We start from the raw sequence: 14,120 nt of genomic DNA on the forward strand, positions 1-14,120 counted from the left end.
CACCGTCAACTGCCTACTGCCAACTGTTCCCCCACTATACCTATATTTGCGGAATGAATAAGTAGATTTACCTTCATCTAAGCTTTGCCAATAGAAATGAATATCTCCGTAGAATTAACCCTAAGTCCGCTACAACAGGATTTTGAAGAACCCATCATCCATTTTATCAAGAGCCTGAGGTCCTCAGGTTTTACCGTGCTTGAAAATCCGTTAAGTACCCAGATTTACGGCGATTACGATCAGTTGATGAGCTTGCTTCAAAGTGAGATCAAAGCCGCTTTTCAGTTGATGGACAAGGGCTTACTGTACATGAAGATCGTGAAATCTGACCGCAGCGACTATGAGCCACATTTTTGACTGGATCTTTGCCCAATACGCAGACACCCCCGATTATTTGATCGTCCTGGAGATGATAGGGGTGCTCTTTGGTTTTCTTAGTGTTTGGTATGCTAAAAAGGAGAATATCCTAGTGTTTCCCACCGGTATTATCAGTACAGGAATTTTTGTTTATATACTTTGGATTTTTGGCTTACTCGGAGATATGCTTATTAACGCGTACTACTTCTCTATGAGCGTCTATGGCTGGTACGTCTGGACCCGAAAAGTGGATGCAACCCATTTTATCCCTATAACCAGGACAACGGATAAGGAAAAGGTATGGTCAATAGCGCTCTTCGGGGGTACCGTGATCTTTGTTGCTGTAGTCTATATCGTTTTTGAAAAATTTAATAATTGGACAGCCTACGTGGATACCCTGACTACAGCCATATTTTTTGTAGGAATGTGGCTTATGGCCCGCAAAAAGTTGGAGAATTGGACTTATTGGATCATAGGTGATATCATCTCCGTACCACTTTATTTGTACAAAGGACTTATCTTTACGTCCCTGCAGTATTTGCTGTTTACCGTAATTGCCGTTTACGGGTATATCGCATGGAAGAAGCACTTAAACAAAAGCCCACAGACCTTATTAAGGTAGTTGTATACGGCCCGGAATCCACTGGGAAAACTACTTTATCACAACAACTTGCAAGGCATTACAACACCGCATGGGTACCCGAGTATGCCAGGGAATATCTTCAGGATAAGTGGGACAGGGAACAAAAAACCTGCGAACCCGAAGACCTGCTTCCCATTGCAGTAGGCCAAATGCATCTGGAAAATTCCCTGTCGGAACAAGCCGAAGAACTGCTTATCTGCGACACGGATCTTTTGGAGACCAAGGTATACTCCGAGGCCTATTACGTTGGTTACTGTGATCCGCTTTTGGAGAAATACGCTCTGAAAAACAGTTATGACCTTTATTTTCTAACTTTTATAGACATTCCCTGGGAGAAAGACGACCTAAGAGACAAGCCTGATGAGCGGGAACGCATGTTCCAATATTTCAAGCAAACACTTGAAAAATATGATAAGAAATTCGTTACTTTAAAGGGAGACAAAGAGTCCCGCTTATCTTTGGCAATACACCATATTGATAAACTACTGAAGAAATGACGACATTCTCAGCGCAAGATTTGCAATTACTCGCTAATAAGGACATCTCTCAAAAGCAAGTTCTGGATCAGATTGAAACATTTGAAGAAGGAATTCCCTTTGTTGAACTGGCAAAGCCTGCAATTGTATCAGACGGTATACTAAAGTTTACCGAGGCCGAAGAAACCGCGTTGATTTCGGACTTTGATGCCCATAAAAAAAATACGTCTCTGCTGAAGTTCGTTCCGGCCTCAGGAGCAGCCTCCAGAATGTTCAAAGCATTGTTTGCGTTTCTGGATTCATATGATCCAAAAGAAGATCTTGACAGCTTTATTGAGCGTACCGGAAATGCACAGCTCAGGAACTTTTTTAACGGTCTCAGCCGCTTTCCCTTTTATAAGAAGATAGAGGAACGCCTAGAGGACAAAAAATTGTCTGAAAATGAGAAGGCCGTCCATTTTGTCCGGGAAATGTTGTTGGAAGAAGGCCTCAATTTTGGATTTTACCCCAAGGGTTTGTTGCCTTTTCACGACTATGGAAAGTACACCGCCACTCCTTTTGAAGAACACCTAAAGGAGGCCAGTGATTATGCTGCTGTAGATGGGGAAGCACATTTGCATTTTACCATCTCAGAACAACACATATCCCTGTTTTCAAAAGAATTTGAGGCTATAAAAGAACGGGTTCTGGAAGAGACCGGAACGGAATATCACGTTAGCTATTCTTACCAAAAAGCCTCAACGGATACTATAGCTGTTACCCTGGAAAATGAACCTTTCAGAAATTCTGATGGCACTATACTATTCCGGCCAGGAGGTCATGGAGCACTTATTGAAAACCTCAACGAACAGCATGCGGATATTATCTTTATTAAAAACATAGACAATGTAGTAGTACCCAAATACGCGGTTGAGGTGGGCAATGGCAAAAAAGTACTGGCAGGCCTTCTCTTGCGGCTGCAAAAAGAGACTTTCAGAATGGCCGAATTACTGGAGACCGGGACCCTGGAAGTGGGTCAGCTGGAAGAGATCAAAGCTTTTTTGGAAGACCAACTCAATGTACGCTTTTCGGAGAAATTCTCAAGTTTTAGTATCGCAGAACAAATAGAAGTACTTAAAGATAAGATCAACAGGCCCATTCGTATTTGTGGGATGGTTAAGAACGAAGGAGAGCCAGGTGGTGGACCATTCTGGATCACAGATCGCCATGGGCACGTATCCCTACAGATTGTTGAGTCTGCCCAGGTGGATATGTCAGACGAAACACAAGAGGGTATTTTTAAGGGTTCCACCCATTTCAATCCGGTTGATTTGGTTTGCGGTGTTCGGAATCACAAGGGTGAGAAATTCAATCTCCTGAATTTTGTGGACAAAAAGCAAGGCTTTATTACCTCCAAGACCCAGGAGGGAAAAGAGCTCAAGGCTCTGGAGTTACCCGGACTTTGGAATGGCGGAATGGCCTTTTGGAATACGGTGTTTGTAGAAGTACCCTTAGTTACCTTTAACCCGGTAAAGACGGTGAACGATCTCCTAAAGCCTGCACACCAGGTCTGACACATCCCTAATTGATCATTCTTGTCTGAATGAACAGCGGTAGATAAGTGTGTAAATCTTACACACTTTTAGAATCGCTTACACAGCATTATACATTCCTTAAAGCTTTACTAAGACAAACAAATATCTGTAAATCAGGAGTTTAAAATGATTTTGGCCTAAAGCGGCCGATGGCATCATTTTTTCTCTCACAATAGCGATTACAAAACAAGGTTTAATTAAAAACACATGAAATGAAAAAATTAGTTTTGATTATCGCATTGGTTGCCGGAAGCTTTGCAACTTTTGCTCAGGATACTGAAGAAGTACAGGCAACCGCCACAGAAGTAATGGAAGAAGCACAAGACAATTTTGCTGCTATTGAAGTCGCTGAACTTCCTGCTGCAATTACCGAGGCTCTGGCCAAGGATCACCCTGATGCTACTATCAGCAAAGCTTATACTAATGAAGAAGGACAGTACAAGCTCGAAGTTGCCAAGGCTGACGGTACAGAGGTTACCCTTTACGCCGATGCCGAAGGTAACTGGTTAGAAATGTAATAAGTAAGCGTTTTTTATATAGAGTTAATTAGTTTTTGGTTAGTTTGGTTTAGAAAGCCCCTGGAGGAATTCCTCCAGGGGCTTTCTTTTTTATGTGACTTTTTTCAAATGACGATGTCTAGCCGTATAAGTAAAGAGAACATATGTTGTTAAGACAGTTTTTTAGCTCAGTTCTTTGGGCTCTGGCCTGGGTGTTATGCCTGATTTTTGCCTCCTGGCAGCTTCAGGATGAGGAATCTCAGCAGTGGGTAAATGAACATACTGAGCAGCAGGTTGAATTGATTAAAAGACAAACTGAGGTAGCAACTAAAGCAATTGGTGATTAAAAATCAACCCTGGGGAACGATGGCTAACACTGTTCAGTTCTCTCGTGAGTTGAACCGGGCTATAGAAGGTCTATACTAACCGCCTTTTACGTTTGTGTGTAAGTAGCTATATGTTAAATTCCATGTTCAATTTGAACTGTCGTTAGACTTCATGGACTGGTTGGTTTTTAAGCCCTGAGATCCGGATGACTCCTGCGGTCATAGCTGTGTGATCAGGGCTCTTTTTCGTGTAGATTTTACACAACTTTGGGATGGCTTTCCCACAATTACACACCTCGTAATTATGGCATCGTAATAATAAAATAATGACAATCAGTGAGTTAAAAAGAAATTTATGTTCATGAAATTCTTGGTATCATATTTTCAATAGACCAGAAGAGTTTAATTAGAAAGAACATAAAATATATCATCATGAAAAAATTAATTTTTGCAGCAGTATTGTCACTTGGAAGTCTAACGGCCTTCGCTCAGGATGCAGAAGAGGCTCAGGCAGATGCCACTGAAGTTGTAGCAGCTGCTCAGGACGACTTTTCTGAAATAGCTGTGGAAGAACTACCGGAAGCAGTAACCGCTGCCGTGGCAAAGAATTACCCGACTGCAACTATAAATAAAGCATACGTTAACGAGGCGAAGCAATTCAAACTGGAAGTTTCTTTAGAAGATGGTACTTCCGGAACCCTATACGCTGACGAGAACGGAAATTGGATCGAACAATAAAAATAACTTGAGTTATTTGTTTTGTATCAAGTTGGTTTGGTTAGAAGGGGGTCGTTACGGACGGTCCCCTTCTTTTATTAGGAGATTTGGCAACCAGCTTTATTAAGTTTGAAAAACATTCAATCTGAACAAGATTGAAACCCCAGCCCCGCATAAGACGGGGCTTTTTATTTGGCAAATGGCATTCTGATCTTAAGGGATCGTCCTCATATTTTTTCGTTTTCTTCTAGTCTTCATCGCGTTTTTTTACGTACATAGATAACAGGAAAGTTTTTATGCCAAACATCTTGATCATCGAAGACGATGCTGCCTTTTGCCAGATGCTCCAAAGGTTTTTGACTAAAAAGGGTTATGAGGTACAAAGCAGCTTTACTGCCCCGGATGCCAAAGAAAAATACAGAACCAACACTTTTGACCTGGTGCTAACGGATCTGCGGCTACCCGATTGCAATGGTATTCAGTTACTTGCAGATATTAAAGCTACTTCTCCCCAAACTGCAGTTGTGCTAATGACCGGTTATGCGGAGGTTGGATCGGCAGTAGAAGCCATGAAACAAGGGGCTGCGGACTATATATCCAAACCATTTACCCCTGAAGAAGTGGTTGAAGTGATCGAGAACGCCCTGAAACCTGAAAAAAGCAGCAAGAATTCTTCTAAAAACCCAAAGAAACAGGAATCCCAAAAGACCACTGAAAATTTTACCATGATAAATGGTATAAGTGAGGCCTCTAAAAAGACCAATGAATACATCAAATTGGTAGCCCCTACGGATATGTCAGTGCTGATCACTGGCGAGAGCGGTACTGGGAAAGAGGTCAGCGCAAGGGCCATCCACAATAATAGCCCAAGAAAGGATTTTATGTTCGTTGCCGTAGATTGTGGTGCCATACCCAAAGAACTGGCTACAAGTGAGTTTTTCGGTCATGTTAAAGGCAGTTTTACCGGGGCTATTGAAGACAAAGTCGGGCATTTTGAAGCAGCTAACGGCGGAACCCTTTTCCTGGATGAAGTTGGAAATCTATCTTACGAGAACCAGATCCAATTGCTCCGGGCACTGCAGGAACGAAAAATTAAAAGGGTAGGGAGCACCAGGGAGGTAGCCGTAGATGTAAGGATCATAACCGCTACTAACGAAGATCTCCAAAAAGCTGTTGAAAAAGGGGTGTTCCGCGAAGATCTATACCATAGGCTGAACGAATTTTCAATTGCAATCCCTTCGCTCAAGGAACGAAAAGATGACATCCTGCTTTTTGCAAACCTGTTTCTGGATAAGGCCAATCAGACCCTCGGGAAAAAGATCCTTGGCTTTTCTGATGAGGTTACGGAGCTTTTTTACAGCTACCGATGGCCAGGGAATCTAAGAGAGCTCAAAAATGTAATCAAAAGAGCTGTGCTACTTTCCTCAGGAGAAACTGTAAACACGGAGGTGCTGCCAGGGGAATTGCTACAACCTCAAGCCGAAGAAGCTATTTCTGCTGATGAATTCTCCAGAGCGGATTACGAAAAAGAACAGATCATTAAAGCGCTTAAACAAACCAACTTTAACAAATCCAAAGCGGCTAAATTACTCCGGGTTACAAGGAAAACGCTTTATAATAAGATCAATTACTATAAGTTGGACTTTTAGAGATTCGCTCTTTTAGCGAATCCAATAGGGCTTTGGTGGTTGTCTCTAACCGCTGCAAGAAGGCTTCCAAAGGCATGTTTGCCTCAAGTTCTGATTCCTCAATTACCTCAAGTTCCTCCAGATCCTTTACCGCTTCCGCTACTTTGAGTTGGCGGAACATAGGTAGCATCCTATGGGCTATATCATTGATATTCCCAAAATCCGATCCTGAAATAGCCTCGGACAATTTGGCCAGATTAGTCTCCGTATCCTTTATAAATGTATATAACACTTCGTCCATAGCAGCGGTGTTCTCACCAAGAAAAGAAGCGATGACATCCAGACTGTAAAGACCGCCCTGTTCTTCAGTCGCGATTGTTTTTTCGTTGCTTTCTTCCAATGAAAAATGCGAAGGGAACAACTGTTGAAGTACTTCCAGGAATTGCTGCTTGGTAAAAGGCTTGCTGATCACTTCGGCAAAACCCTCTTTTTTGTAGCGGTCCGGGTTTAGATCCCGTCTTCCGGTCATTGCCAGCACCGCCTGGCCTTTGAAATGGTTGTATGCTTCAGAATTAAGTCGTTTTAGCACTTCAAAACCATCTATCCTCGGCATTTGAATGTCCGTTAATACCATATTGTAATCCAGCGAAGCATCAGTCGTGATTTCCTCAAAATCCGAAAAAGTATGCGCCTGAATACCCAATCCGCTACAAACCTCCTTTAAGAGTTGCAAAAGGGAGCTGTCATCATCAATGATCAGTATGGTAAAAGGTTTGGATAGGCGGATCAGCTTCTCTTTTTGTTTAACGACAGGAATTTCCGAGATCTTCAAAGGCAACTCCAGGATAAAGGTGCTTCCCTTCCCTTCCTCACTTTGCAAATTGATGGAACCTCCTAGCAGTGTAGCCAGTTTTTTGGATATGGTCAATCCCAGACCGTACCCACCGTATTTTTTTTCAATATCTACTTCTGCCTGGGTGAATTCCCTGAATATATATTGTTGTTTTTCTTTTTGAATCCCTATCCCACTGTCAATCACCTTGATAACAACCATACAATTTAGATCCTGAACCTTTGTAAAACTGGCCTCCAGCTTTACATGGCCTTTATGGGTGAATTTGTAAGCATTGCCCACAAGATTCGTGACAATTTGCCTGATTCTATGTGGATCTCCAATAACAGGTTTCTCCAGTTGCTCGTCAATGTCAAGTATAAGTGAAACCGGCTTATTCCTATACAACTCTCTTAAATTTTCTGCTGTTTGATGTAATACTTCAGACAGAATAAAAGGTATGGTCTCTACCTTGATTTTCCCTGCCTCCAGTTTAGAAAAATCAAGCAGGTCGTTAACCAGGCTCTCTACGTACTCCGATGAGGACCGCACTTGCTTGAGGTAAAGGCGCTGTTTTTCTGACAGTTCGGTACTGTCTATGAGTTCGGAATATCCGCTAATAGAACTCAAAGGCGTTCTCAGGTCATGGCTAACCGTAGAGATGAGTTGCTCCCGGCTTTTCAATAGAGATTCGGAATATTTCTTTTCCTGTTCAAGTCGTTGCCTGTAGGTTTGAATTTTCCAGAAATCCCGGTTGATCAAAAAGGTAAAAACCCCTACGATAAGGAAGCCCAGAAGGGCTGCCAGCCCGGCCAGTCTTAAACTTCTTCTTACCGCCGCTTGTTTACGGACGTTCGCATTATAGGTATTAACCATAACCTCCTGTTCAAAAGCGGCAATGATACTCCTTAGCTTTTGGGAGAGTTCCATATCATTTTGGTTGATCTTGGCCTCTTTCTGTTCCAGGGAACGCTGCTTTCTGGAATCTGTAAGTTTTGCCTGGTTCAGTAGGGCCTTGGAAACGTTCAATATGGAGTCTACCTTTTCCGCATTCATAGGATCGTTCTCATTTTTAGGAACGTTTTCATTCAGATAATCCGCAATGTCCCGAATTACGCTTTGAGCCTTGGGCGAGAGCTCCGAGAGATTGGGAGCCAGGGCTTCCGGGGTGATTCTACCCAAAGAGGCTTCCATGCGTTTGAATTCCTCCAGGGCCGCATCCAGGGAGCTGTTAGCGTCGTTTCTGGCCTTGAGGTTTCGCAATTCGTTGCTATTGGCCACTTTTTGAAGCAATAGCGTCTGTACACTATCCAGCAAGCCGATCTGATAACTGCTTTCCGAAAGCCCTTTAAGAGTATCGATCTCAACACATATGGAATCAATTTTTAAGGAGTAGGCCTTGAAATTCGTGCCAGTCTTGGTCTGTAAAGCCAGCTTGGAAAGGCTCTCTGCTTCGTACAAGCGAGTGAGTAAAGAGCTGGTTTTTAATAATTTGGAATCGCTTTGGTCTACGGTTTCAGGAAAGAGATACACCTTGATCTCAGAAAAGATAAAAAAACCGATAACCGTAGTGAGTATACCCAGAACAATATAGCTAAGCACAATTTTTAGGTTGAATTTGTTCCTGGATCTCTCGTTCATGTGGCGGATTCGTTGTGGGGGTATGATATACATACGAATTATCGGGTGTATATGGCTTATTTCAGCCATCAAATTATTTTGAGCTTTATTGTGATTAATTCGAATTAGACATTATTTTTGCACCATCTCAAAGGGGTGCTTAAATTTTGCAGCCATCCGGTAAATCCTGAAGTTGTAAAGGCAAGCTGAGATCATACCCAATGAACCTGGGCGGGTAATGCCGCCAAGGGACCGGGCGTTAAGGCGATATCACCAGATATTGTTATCGCGCAGTAACAGTTAGTTCTAAGACCACTGTCTTCGCGGGGAATGCGCTCAAAAATCAATGTATAACCAGAATAATAGCCCCTTTTATTCGTGAAATTATTTGCGAATGAAAACTATTGTTATTACAACCGCATGCTTCTTCCTGGCGGCGACTACTTTTGGCCAGGAACAGTCCAGGGACAGCCTGGAAGGAAAAAAAATTGTCCTGGATGAAGTGCTGGTCTCTGCTGTCAGGGTCACTAAGGAGTCACCAGTTACTTTTTCCAATCTTGACAAAGAACGAATTGCACCAAGAAACCTGGGTCAGGACATACCCATCCTGATGAATTTTCTACCCTCGGTGGTTACCACCTCCGATGCCGGGGCGGGTATTGGATATACGGGTATCCGGGTTCGCGGAAGCGATGCTACCCGTGTAAACGTCACCATTAATGGAATTCCCTACAATGATTCCGAATCTCATGGGACATTTTGGGTGAATATGCCTGATTTCGCCTCTTCTACCGAAAATCTTCAGTTGCAGCGTGGGGTAGGAACCTCCACCAATGGGGCCGGAGCCTTTGGGGCGAGCCTTAACCTGCTCACCGATGCCGTCTCGGAAGAGGCCTATGCGCAGGTAAATACCTCAGCCGGGAGCTTCAATACCTTTAGGAGCAATGTAAAGTTCAGTTCCGGGATACTGAGTGATCATTTTGAAGTATCCGGTCGCCTGTCCCGCATCATTTCGGACGGCTATATAGACCGTGCATCCTCTGAACTGGAATCTTATTTTCTTCAGGGCGCGTATAAGGATGATAACACTCTGATCAAAGCCCTGCTCTTTGGCGGGCATGAGATCACCTATCAGTCCTGGTTTGGGATTGATGCGGCTACCCTGGCGGCAGACCGTACTTTTAATCCGGCCGGAATGTACACCGACGAGAATGGCAACACCCAATTCTATGAGAACGAGGTAGACAACTACAAGCAAGATCATGCGCAATTGCATTGGAATGAAGTAATTTCACCGGAATGGAGCACTAATATCGCATTGCACTACACCAGGGGGAGAGGGTTTTTTGAACAATTCCGGGAAGATGATGATTTTGCTACCTATGGATTTGTACCCTTCCTGATGAATGGTACAGAGGTAAATACCACCGATCTGATCCGAAGACGCTGGCTGGACAATGACTTTTATGGAACCGTTTTTTCTGCCCAGTACGAAAAAGATGCCTGGAAAACCATCCTGGGAGGAGGTTACAACATCTATAAGGGAGATCACTTCGGAGAAGTAATCTGGGCACGAATGGCTGGAAGCGGAGATATTCGCGATCGATATTACGATGATAATTCTGAAAAAACCGATCTGAATCTCTTTGCTAAAGCCCATTATCAGCTCAATTCACACTGGAGACTGTTCGCGGATATGCAATATCGCAGGGTGGGGTATGAAGCAAACGGGGCCGATACCGGAATCGTGGATGATACCTTTTCTTTTTTCAATCCAAAGGCAGGTATTACCTACGACCTGAATAAGAACCACAACTTTTACTTTTCCTATGCCCGTGCCAACCGGGAGCCCAACCGGAACGATTACGAAAATGGGAATCCGAGGCCGGAACAACTGAATGATTATGAGTTGGGTTGGCGTTTTGTCTCCCCCAAGGTGCAATTGAACACCAATGTTTATTATATGCGATATAAAGACCAATTGGTGCTCATCGGAGAACTCAATGACGTGGGTGCTCCGCTCAGGGCGAATGTAGGGGACAGCTACAGGCTTGGCCTGGAGGTGGATGCAGATCTTAGCCTGGGAAGTCAATTCAGATGGCAGCCTAACGCTGCCCTAAGTACCAACAGGAATGTGGATTTTGTATTTCAAAGGGATGGGGTTTTAGAAAACCTGGGAAATACCAACATTGCCTTTTCTCCAGGGATCATTCTGGGGAACAGGCTGGTGTATATGCCACAGGAAAAGCTTCAGATAGCTGTACTTACAAAATTTGTAGGCAAACAATATATGGGGAATATAGACTCTGATGTTTCGGTATTGGACAGCTATTCCCAAACAGACCTGAACATCCAATTTGAAATTCCAACGGCATCCTTTATCAAGAGTATTGTGCTTTCAGGCCTCGTTAACAACATTTTTGATGAAAAGTATGTCTCCAATGGCTATTTTTTCACCTTCGATGATGATTTTACGAATCCGGGAACGGTCACAACTGTAGAAGGTGCCGGTTTCTACCCACAGGCGGGGATCAACTTTTTGGTTGGAGCTGCGGTTAATTTTTGAGATAACATATTGTCTAGTTGGAAATGACAACGGAGCCCCCGCTAAGGGTTGCCCTGTATTCCAGCATATCGTAATACCGGCTTCCGTCATCCGGGCGATCCAGTTGTTGTCCTGTAAACAGGCTGTATTCGAAGTTTTCGCAGGAACAAATGGCGTTCTGACCCTCAATGGTCATGGTGGAGCAGGAATTTGGAGCGTGGTTGGGGCAGCTGGCTTCGAATGCCCGGAAGATGTCGAATCCGGTATTCATCACAAAAACACCTCGTGTGCCGACGCCCTGGCTATTCACGTATACCGCGTTCCCCGGGTTGGTAAGCGGGCTGTACAGCGGTAGATTGAGATTCAGATCGAAGCGAAAGTTTATTTCCTGTAAAAAGGGGTTACGCCTTTCATTGTCATTGTCGCAGGCCAATAGGAAAACCAGCAATATCAGGGCACTAATTCTTCGCATTCCGAGGGATCATTTAAGTGTTTCCAGACAAAAGTGAACAAAAATTCCGTATCTTTGCGTTAAATCCTCTCTAAAAAACCGGCTGATAGCAGGGTATTCGAAGGGGATTTTCTATTTATAACGTGAAACCTGTCGGTAAAAGTGCCTGAGAGGTCTCCCGTTTATTGTATTAACTAAAGGAGGAAGTCATGAGCAAGGTATCTTACTACACTGCAGAGGGATTAAAGAATCTAAGAGATGAGCTGAACCATCTGAAGGATGTGGAACGGCCTAAAGCATCACAGGCCATTGCAGAAGCAAGGGATAAGGGAGACCTGTCGGAAAATGCCGAGTACGATGCGGCTAAAGAGGCCCAGGGTTTGCTTGAGCTTAAGATATCCAAATTAGAGGAGACCCTGGCAAATGCCCGGCTTATAGACGAGTCTCAATTGGATACCTCCAAAGTACTGGTGCTCTCGACGGTGAAACTGAAGAATCAGCAGAACGGTATGGAGATGACCTATACCCTGGTAGCCGAAAGCGAAGCAGATCTTAAATCGGGTAAAATATCTGTAACCTCACCTATCGGAAAAGGGCTTTTGGGCAAACAGGTAGGAGAAGTAGCCGAGATTACCGTTCCTAACGGGGTTTTGAAATTCGATATTTTAGAGATTTCCAGATAAGGTGGTAAAAACCTCTTGATATCAGAGGTTTTTTGTTTCAATTATTATTTAGATATTTGTCTAAATATATAATTGTATGAATCATATTTTCAAAGCACTCAATGACCAGACCCGAAGGGACATTTTGATGCTTTTGAAAGAGAAGGACCTTACAGCAGGGGAGATCGCTGATAAGTTCAGTATCTCAAAACCCAGCATCTCGCATCATCTGGATATACTGAAGCGTGCAGATCTGGTTTATAGCGAGAAAAAAGGCCAGTTCGTGCATTATTCCATAAACACCACCATAATAGATGACATTTTACAATGGATATTCAATCTTAAAAACTAGGTCATGAAAATCAGTTTCAAAAAAGAAATTCCCCTGATAATTGTTGCACTACTGCCTTTTGCCTATCTGGCATATGTATGGAATTCACTGCCCGAAAAAGTTCCGCTACACTACAATATGGAGGGAGAGGCAGACCGTTATGGCGATAAGGCGGAACTGCTGCTTATCCCCTTCTTATTACCAGTCCTTATATACCTTATTTTGCTGATGGTGCCAGCAATTGATCCCAAAGGCAAGATCCAGAAAATGGGTAACAAATATCAACAGCTCAGATTTATTTTGGTCTCCTTTATGTCTGTACTGGCCTTGTTCATTCTGTTTATGGTTTCAAGCAATTCGAATTCCTATCTCAACCTGATCTATGCCTTGCTAGGATTTCTATTCGTTTTACTAGGCAATTACTTCAAAACCTTAAAACCTAACTACTTTATCGGTATTCGTACTCCCTGGACCCTGGAGAACGAGACTGTTTGGAAAAAGACCCATATTCTCGGAGGTAAACTTTGGTTTGTAGGAGGTTTACTCATCGTATTGTGTTCCTTCCTGATCAGTGGAAAGGCCTTTTTCGTGTTCTTTATCAGCGCGGTTCTTCTATTGGTGCTGATACCTTTTGTTTATTCCTACCTGGAGTTTAAAAAACTGGAGAAGGTCTAGTTCGGATAATGAGGGGTTTTGGCTATCTTAGATTAAAACTAAGAAACCTATGTCGAGCATTTTCACCAAAATTGTCCGGGGAGAGATTCCCAGCTATAAGATTGCAGAAAATGATGATTATTTTGCTTTCCTGGACATCAACCCGAATTCCAAAGGGCATACGCTTTGCATTCCAAAAAAAGAAATAGATAAGATCCTGGACCTGGACCGCGAAACCTACCTGGGGTTAATGGATTTTTCCCGAAAGGTCGGAAAAGCCATTGAAGCCGCGGTCGACTGTCAGCGGGTTGGAATAACGGTGATCGGGCTTGAAGTACCCCATGTACACGTACATCTCATTCCATTGACCAGTATGGCTGATGCCACCTTTCAGCGAAAAGTTTCCATGGAACCCGCGGAATTTGAAGCGGTGGCCGAAGCCATCCGTGCTAAACTTGAATAATGCCTTCCCGGTAAAGATATACGCCAGTGCCGGCCAGGGCAATCAATAATACCAGAAGTAAATAGAACAAGGCTGTGAATTTTACCGCGCTGGCCTTTGGAGTGACCATTTTTTGGTAGTAATCAAAGATCCGTTCAATATCATCGGTCCAATTTACAGGATAGATCACTGAGTCGCACTTATTACACTTGATCTGACTCGATACCTGAGCGGTGATCCTGTGAAACAATCGGTTATGCGTGTGCCGCTGATAAAAAGTAAGTTTCATGTCCCGGTTATAACACTCAGGGCAATTGTTCGTGATTTCAGCCTCTTTCAAGACAACTAAGGATTCCTTTTTCATG

At 43.4% G+C, this 14,120-nt stretch carries 15 protein-coding genes; 12 read left to right on the plus strand and 3 right to left on the minus strand.

The features are described from left to right. Positions 1-96 precede the first annotated feature (96 nt). The 7 genes from GTQ38_RS11545 (at position 97) to GTQ38_RS11575 (ending at position 6,239) form a co-directional block, all read left to right on the plus strand. Positions 97-357: a thiamine-binding protein gene (locus tag GTQ38_RS11545; protein ID WP_161435674.1), complete on the plus strand. Its 261-nt coding sequence runs from the start codon at positions 97-99 to the stop codon at positions 355-357. Beyond that, entirely contained in the window at positions 341-979 is a 639-nt protein-coding gene (gene pnuC, locus GTQ38_RS11550) for a nicotinamide riboside transporter PnuC (protein ID WP_161435675.1), read from the plus strand. The genes GTQ38_RS11545 and pnuC overlap by 17 nt, the downstream gene beginning before the upstream one ends. Beyond that, the gene (locus tag GTQ38_RS11555) at positions 934-1,497 is read left to right on the plus strand and encodes an AAA family ATPase (protein WP_161435676.1); all 564 of its coding nucleotides are present in this window, start codon (positions 934-936) and stop codon (positions 1,495-1,497) included. Before pnuC ends, GTQ38_RS11555 begins: the two co-directional genes overlap by 46 nt. After that, positions 1,494-3,029, plus strand: a complete 1,536-nt coding sequence (locus GTQ38_RS11560; protein ID WP_161435677.1) for a DUF4301 family protein — start codon at positions 1,494-1,496, stop codon at positions 3,027-3,029. The genes GTQ38_RS11555 and GTQ38_RS11560 overlap by 4 nt, the downstream gene beginning before the upstream one ends. 233 nt (positions 3,030-3,262) lie before the next feature. After that, complete coding sequence (locus GTQ38_RS11565; RefSeq protein ID WP_161435678.1) at positions 3,263-3,568, plus strand: hypothetical protein; 306 nt, start codon at positions 3,263-3,265, stop codon at positions 3,566-3,568. 737 nt (positions 3,569-4,305) lie between these two features. Beyond that, the gene (locus GTQ38_RS11570; protein WP_161435679.1) at positions 4,306-4,611 is read left to right on the plus strand and encodes a hypothetical protein; all 306 of its coding nucleotides are present in this window, start codon (positions 4,306-4,308) and stop codon (positions 4,609-4,611) included. Between the two features lie 275 nt (positions 4,612-4,886). Then, the gene (locus GTQ38_RS11575) at positions 4,887-6,239 is read left to right on the plus strand and encodes a sigma-54-dependent transcriptional regulator (protein WP_161435680.1); all 1,353 of its coding nucleotides are present in this window, start codon (positions 4,887-4,889) and stop codon (positions 6,237-6,239) included. Here GTQ38_RS11575 and GTQ38_RS11580 read toward each other — a convergent pair. Continuing rightward, a complete protein-coding gene (locus tag GTQ38_RS11580) occupies positions 6,214-8,760 on the minus strand; it encodes an ATP-binding response regulator (RefSeq protein WP_161435681.1) in 2,547 nt (848 codons plus the stop codon). The two genes, GTQ38_RS11575 and GTQ38_RS11580, sit on opposite strands and share 26 nt — an antisense overlap. A gap of 304 nt (positions 8,761-9,064) precedes the next feature. On the opposite strand from GTQ38_RS11580, the gene GTQ38_RS11585 reads away from it, so the two are divergent. Next, on the plus strand, positions 9,065-11,236 hold the full coding sequence (locus tag GTQ38_RS11585; protein ID WP_161435682.1) for a TonB-dependent receptor: 2,172 nt from the start codon (positions 9,065-9,067) through the stop codon (positions 11,234-11,236). A gap of 13 nt (positions 11,237-11,249) precedes the next feature. Here the strand turns inward: GTQ38_RS11585 and GTQ38_RS11590 are convergent, their stop codons facing one another. After that, positions 11,250-11,687 carry a Rieske (2Fe-2S) protein gene (locus GTQ38_RS11590; protein WP_161435683.1) on the minus strand — a complete coding sequence of 146 codons (438 nt, stop codon included), beginning with the start codon at positions 11,685-11,687 and terminating at the stop codon, positions 11,250-11,252. A 188-nt stretch (positions 11,688-11,875) separates the two neighbouring features. Between GTQ38_RS11590 and greA the strand changes: the two genes are divergently transcribed. From greA to GTQ38_RS11610, 4 genes are all read left to right on the plus strand, one after another. Continuing rightward, entirely contained in the window at positions 11,876-12,349 is a 474-nt protein-coding gene (greA, locus tag GTQ38_RS11595) for a transcription elongation factor GreA (protein ID WP_161435684.1), read from the plus strand. 76 nt (positions 12,350-12,425) lie between these two features. Continuing rightward, positions 12,426-12,680 carry an autorepressor SdpR family transcription factor gene (locus GTQ38_RS11600; RefSeq protein WP_161435685.1) on the plus strand — a complete coding sequence of 85 codons (255 nt, stop codon included), beginning with the start codon at positions 12,426-12,428 and terminating at the stop codon, positions 12,678-12,680. A 3-nt stretch (positions 12,681-12,683) separates the two neighbouring features. Then, positions 12,684-13,334, plus strand: coding sequence for an SdpI family protein (locus tag GTQ38_RS11605; protein WP_161435686.1), 651 nt, complete (start codon positions 12,684-12,686; stop codon positions 13,332-13,334). A gap of 49 nt (positions 13,335-13,383) precedes the next feature. Next, on the plus strand, positions 13,384-13,776 hold the full coding sequence (locus GTQ38_RS11610; RefSeq protein WP_161435687.1) for an HIT family protein: 393 nt from the start codon (positions 13,384-13,386) through the stop codon (positions 13,774-13,776). Here GTQ38_RS11610 and GTQ38_RS11615 read toward each other — a convergent pair. Continuing rightward, a complete protein-coding gene (locus tag GTQ38_RS11615; protein WP_161435688.1) occupies positions 13,763-14,119 on the minus strand; it encodes a hypothetical protein in 357 nt (118 codons plus the stop codon). The genes GTQ38_RS11610 and GTQ38_RS11615 overlap by 14 nt on opposite strands. Position 14,120: the final 1 nt, after the last annotated feature.

It is taken from the genome of Poritiphilus flavus (assembly GCF_009901585.1).
Taxonomy (GTDB): Bacteria; Bacteroidota; Bacteroidia; order Flavobacteriales; family Flavobacteriaceae; genus Poritiphilus; species Poritiphilus flavus.

Excerpts from the sequence above, each read along its gene's own strand:
- GTQ38_RS11545 (WP_161435674.1), top strand. The coding sequence starts at position 97 with ATGAATATCTCCGTAGAATTAACCCTAAGTCCGCTACAACAGGATTTT.
- pnuC (WP_161435675.1), top strand. The coding sequence starts at position 341 with ATGAGCCACATTTTTGACTGGATCTTTGCCCAATACGCAGACACCCCC.
- GTQ38_RS11555 (WP_161435676.1), top strand. The coding sequence starts at position 934 with ATGGAAGAAGCACTTAAACAAAAGCCCACAGACCTTATTAAGGTAGTT.
- GTQ38_RS11560 (WP_161435677.1), top strand. The coding sequence starts at position 1,494 with ATGACGACATTCTCAGCGCAAGATTTGCAATTACTCGCTAATAAGGAC.
- GTQ38_RS11565 (WP_161435678.1), top strand. The coding sequence starts at position 3,263 with ATGAAAAAATTAGTTTTGATTATCGCATTGGTTGCCGGAAGCTTTGCA.
- GTQ38_RS11570 (WP_161435679.1), top strand. The coding sequence starts at position 4,306 with ATGAAAAAATTAATTTTTGCAGCAGTATTGTCACTTGGAAGTCTAACG.
- GTQ38_RS11575 (WP_161435680.1), top strand. The coding sequence starts at position 4,887 with ATGCCAAACATCTTGATCATCGAAGACGATGCTGCCTTTTGCCAGATG.
- GTQ38_RS11580 (WP_161435681.1), bottom strand. The coding sequence starts at position 8,760 with ATGGCTGAAATAAGCCATATACACCCGATAATTCGTATGTATATCATA.
- GTQ38_RS11585 (WP_161435682.1), top strand. The coding sequence starts at position 9,065 with ATGAAAACTATTGTTATTACAACCGCATGCTTCTTCCTGGCGGCGACT.
- GTQ38_RS11590 (WP_161435683.1), bottom strand. The coding sequence starts at position 11,687 with ATGCGAAGAATTAGTGCCCTGATATTGCTGGTTTTCCTATTGGCCTGC.
- greA (WP_161435684.1), top strand. The coding sequence starts at position 11,876 with ATGAGCAAGGTATCTTACTACACTGCAGAGGGATTAAAGAATCTAAGA.
- GTQ38_RS11600 (WP_161435685.1), top strand. The coding sequence starts at position 12,426 with ATGAATCATATTTTCAAAGCACTCAATGACCAGACCCGAAGGGACATT.
- GTQ38_RS11605 (WP_161435686.1), top strand. The coding sequence starts at position 12,684 with ATGAAAATCAGTTTCAAAAAAGAAATTCCCCTGATAATTGTTGCACTA.
- GTQ38_RS11610 (WP_161435687.1), top strand. The coding sequence starts at position 13,384 with ATGTCGAGCATTTTCACCAAAATTGTCCGGGGAGAGATTCCCAGCTAT.
- GTQ38_RS11615 (WP_161435688.1), bottom strand. The coding sequence starts at position 14,119 with ATGAAAAAGGAATCCTTAGTTGTCTTGAAAGAGGCTGAAATCACGAAC.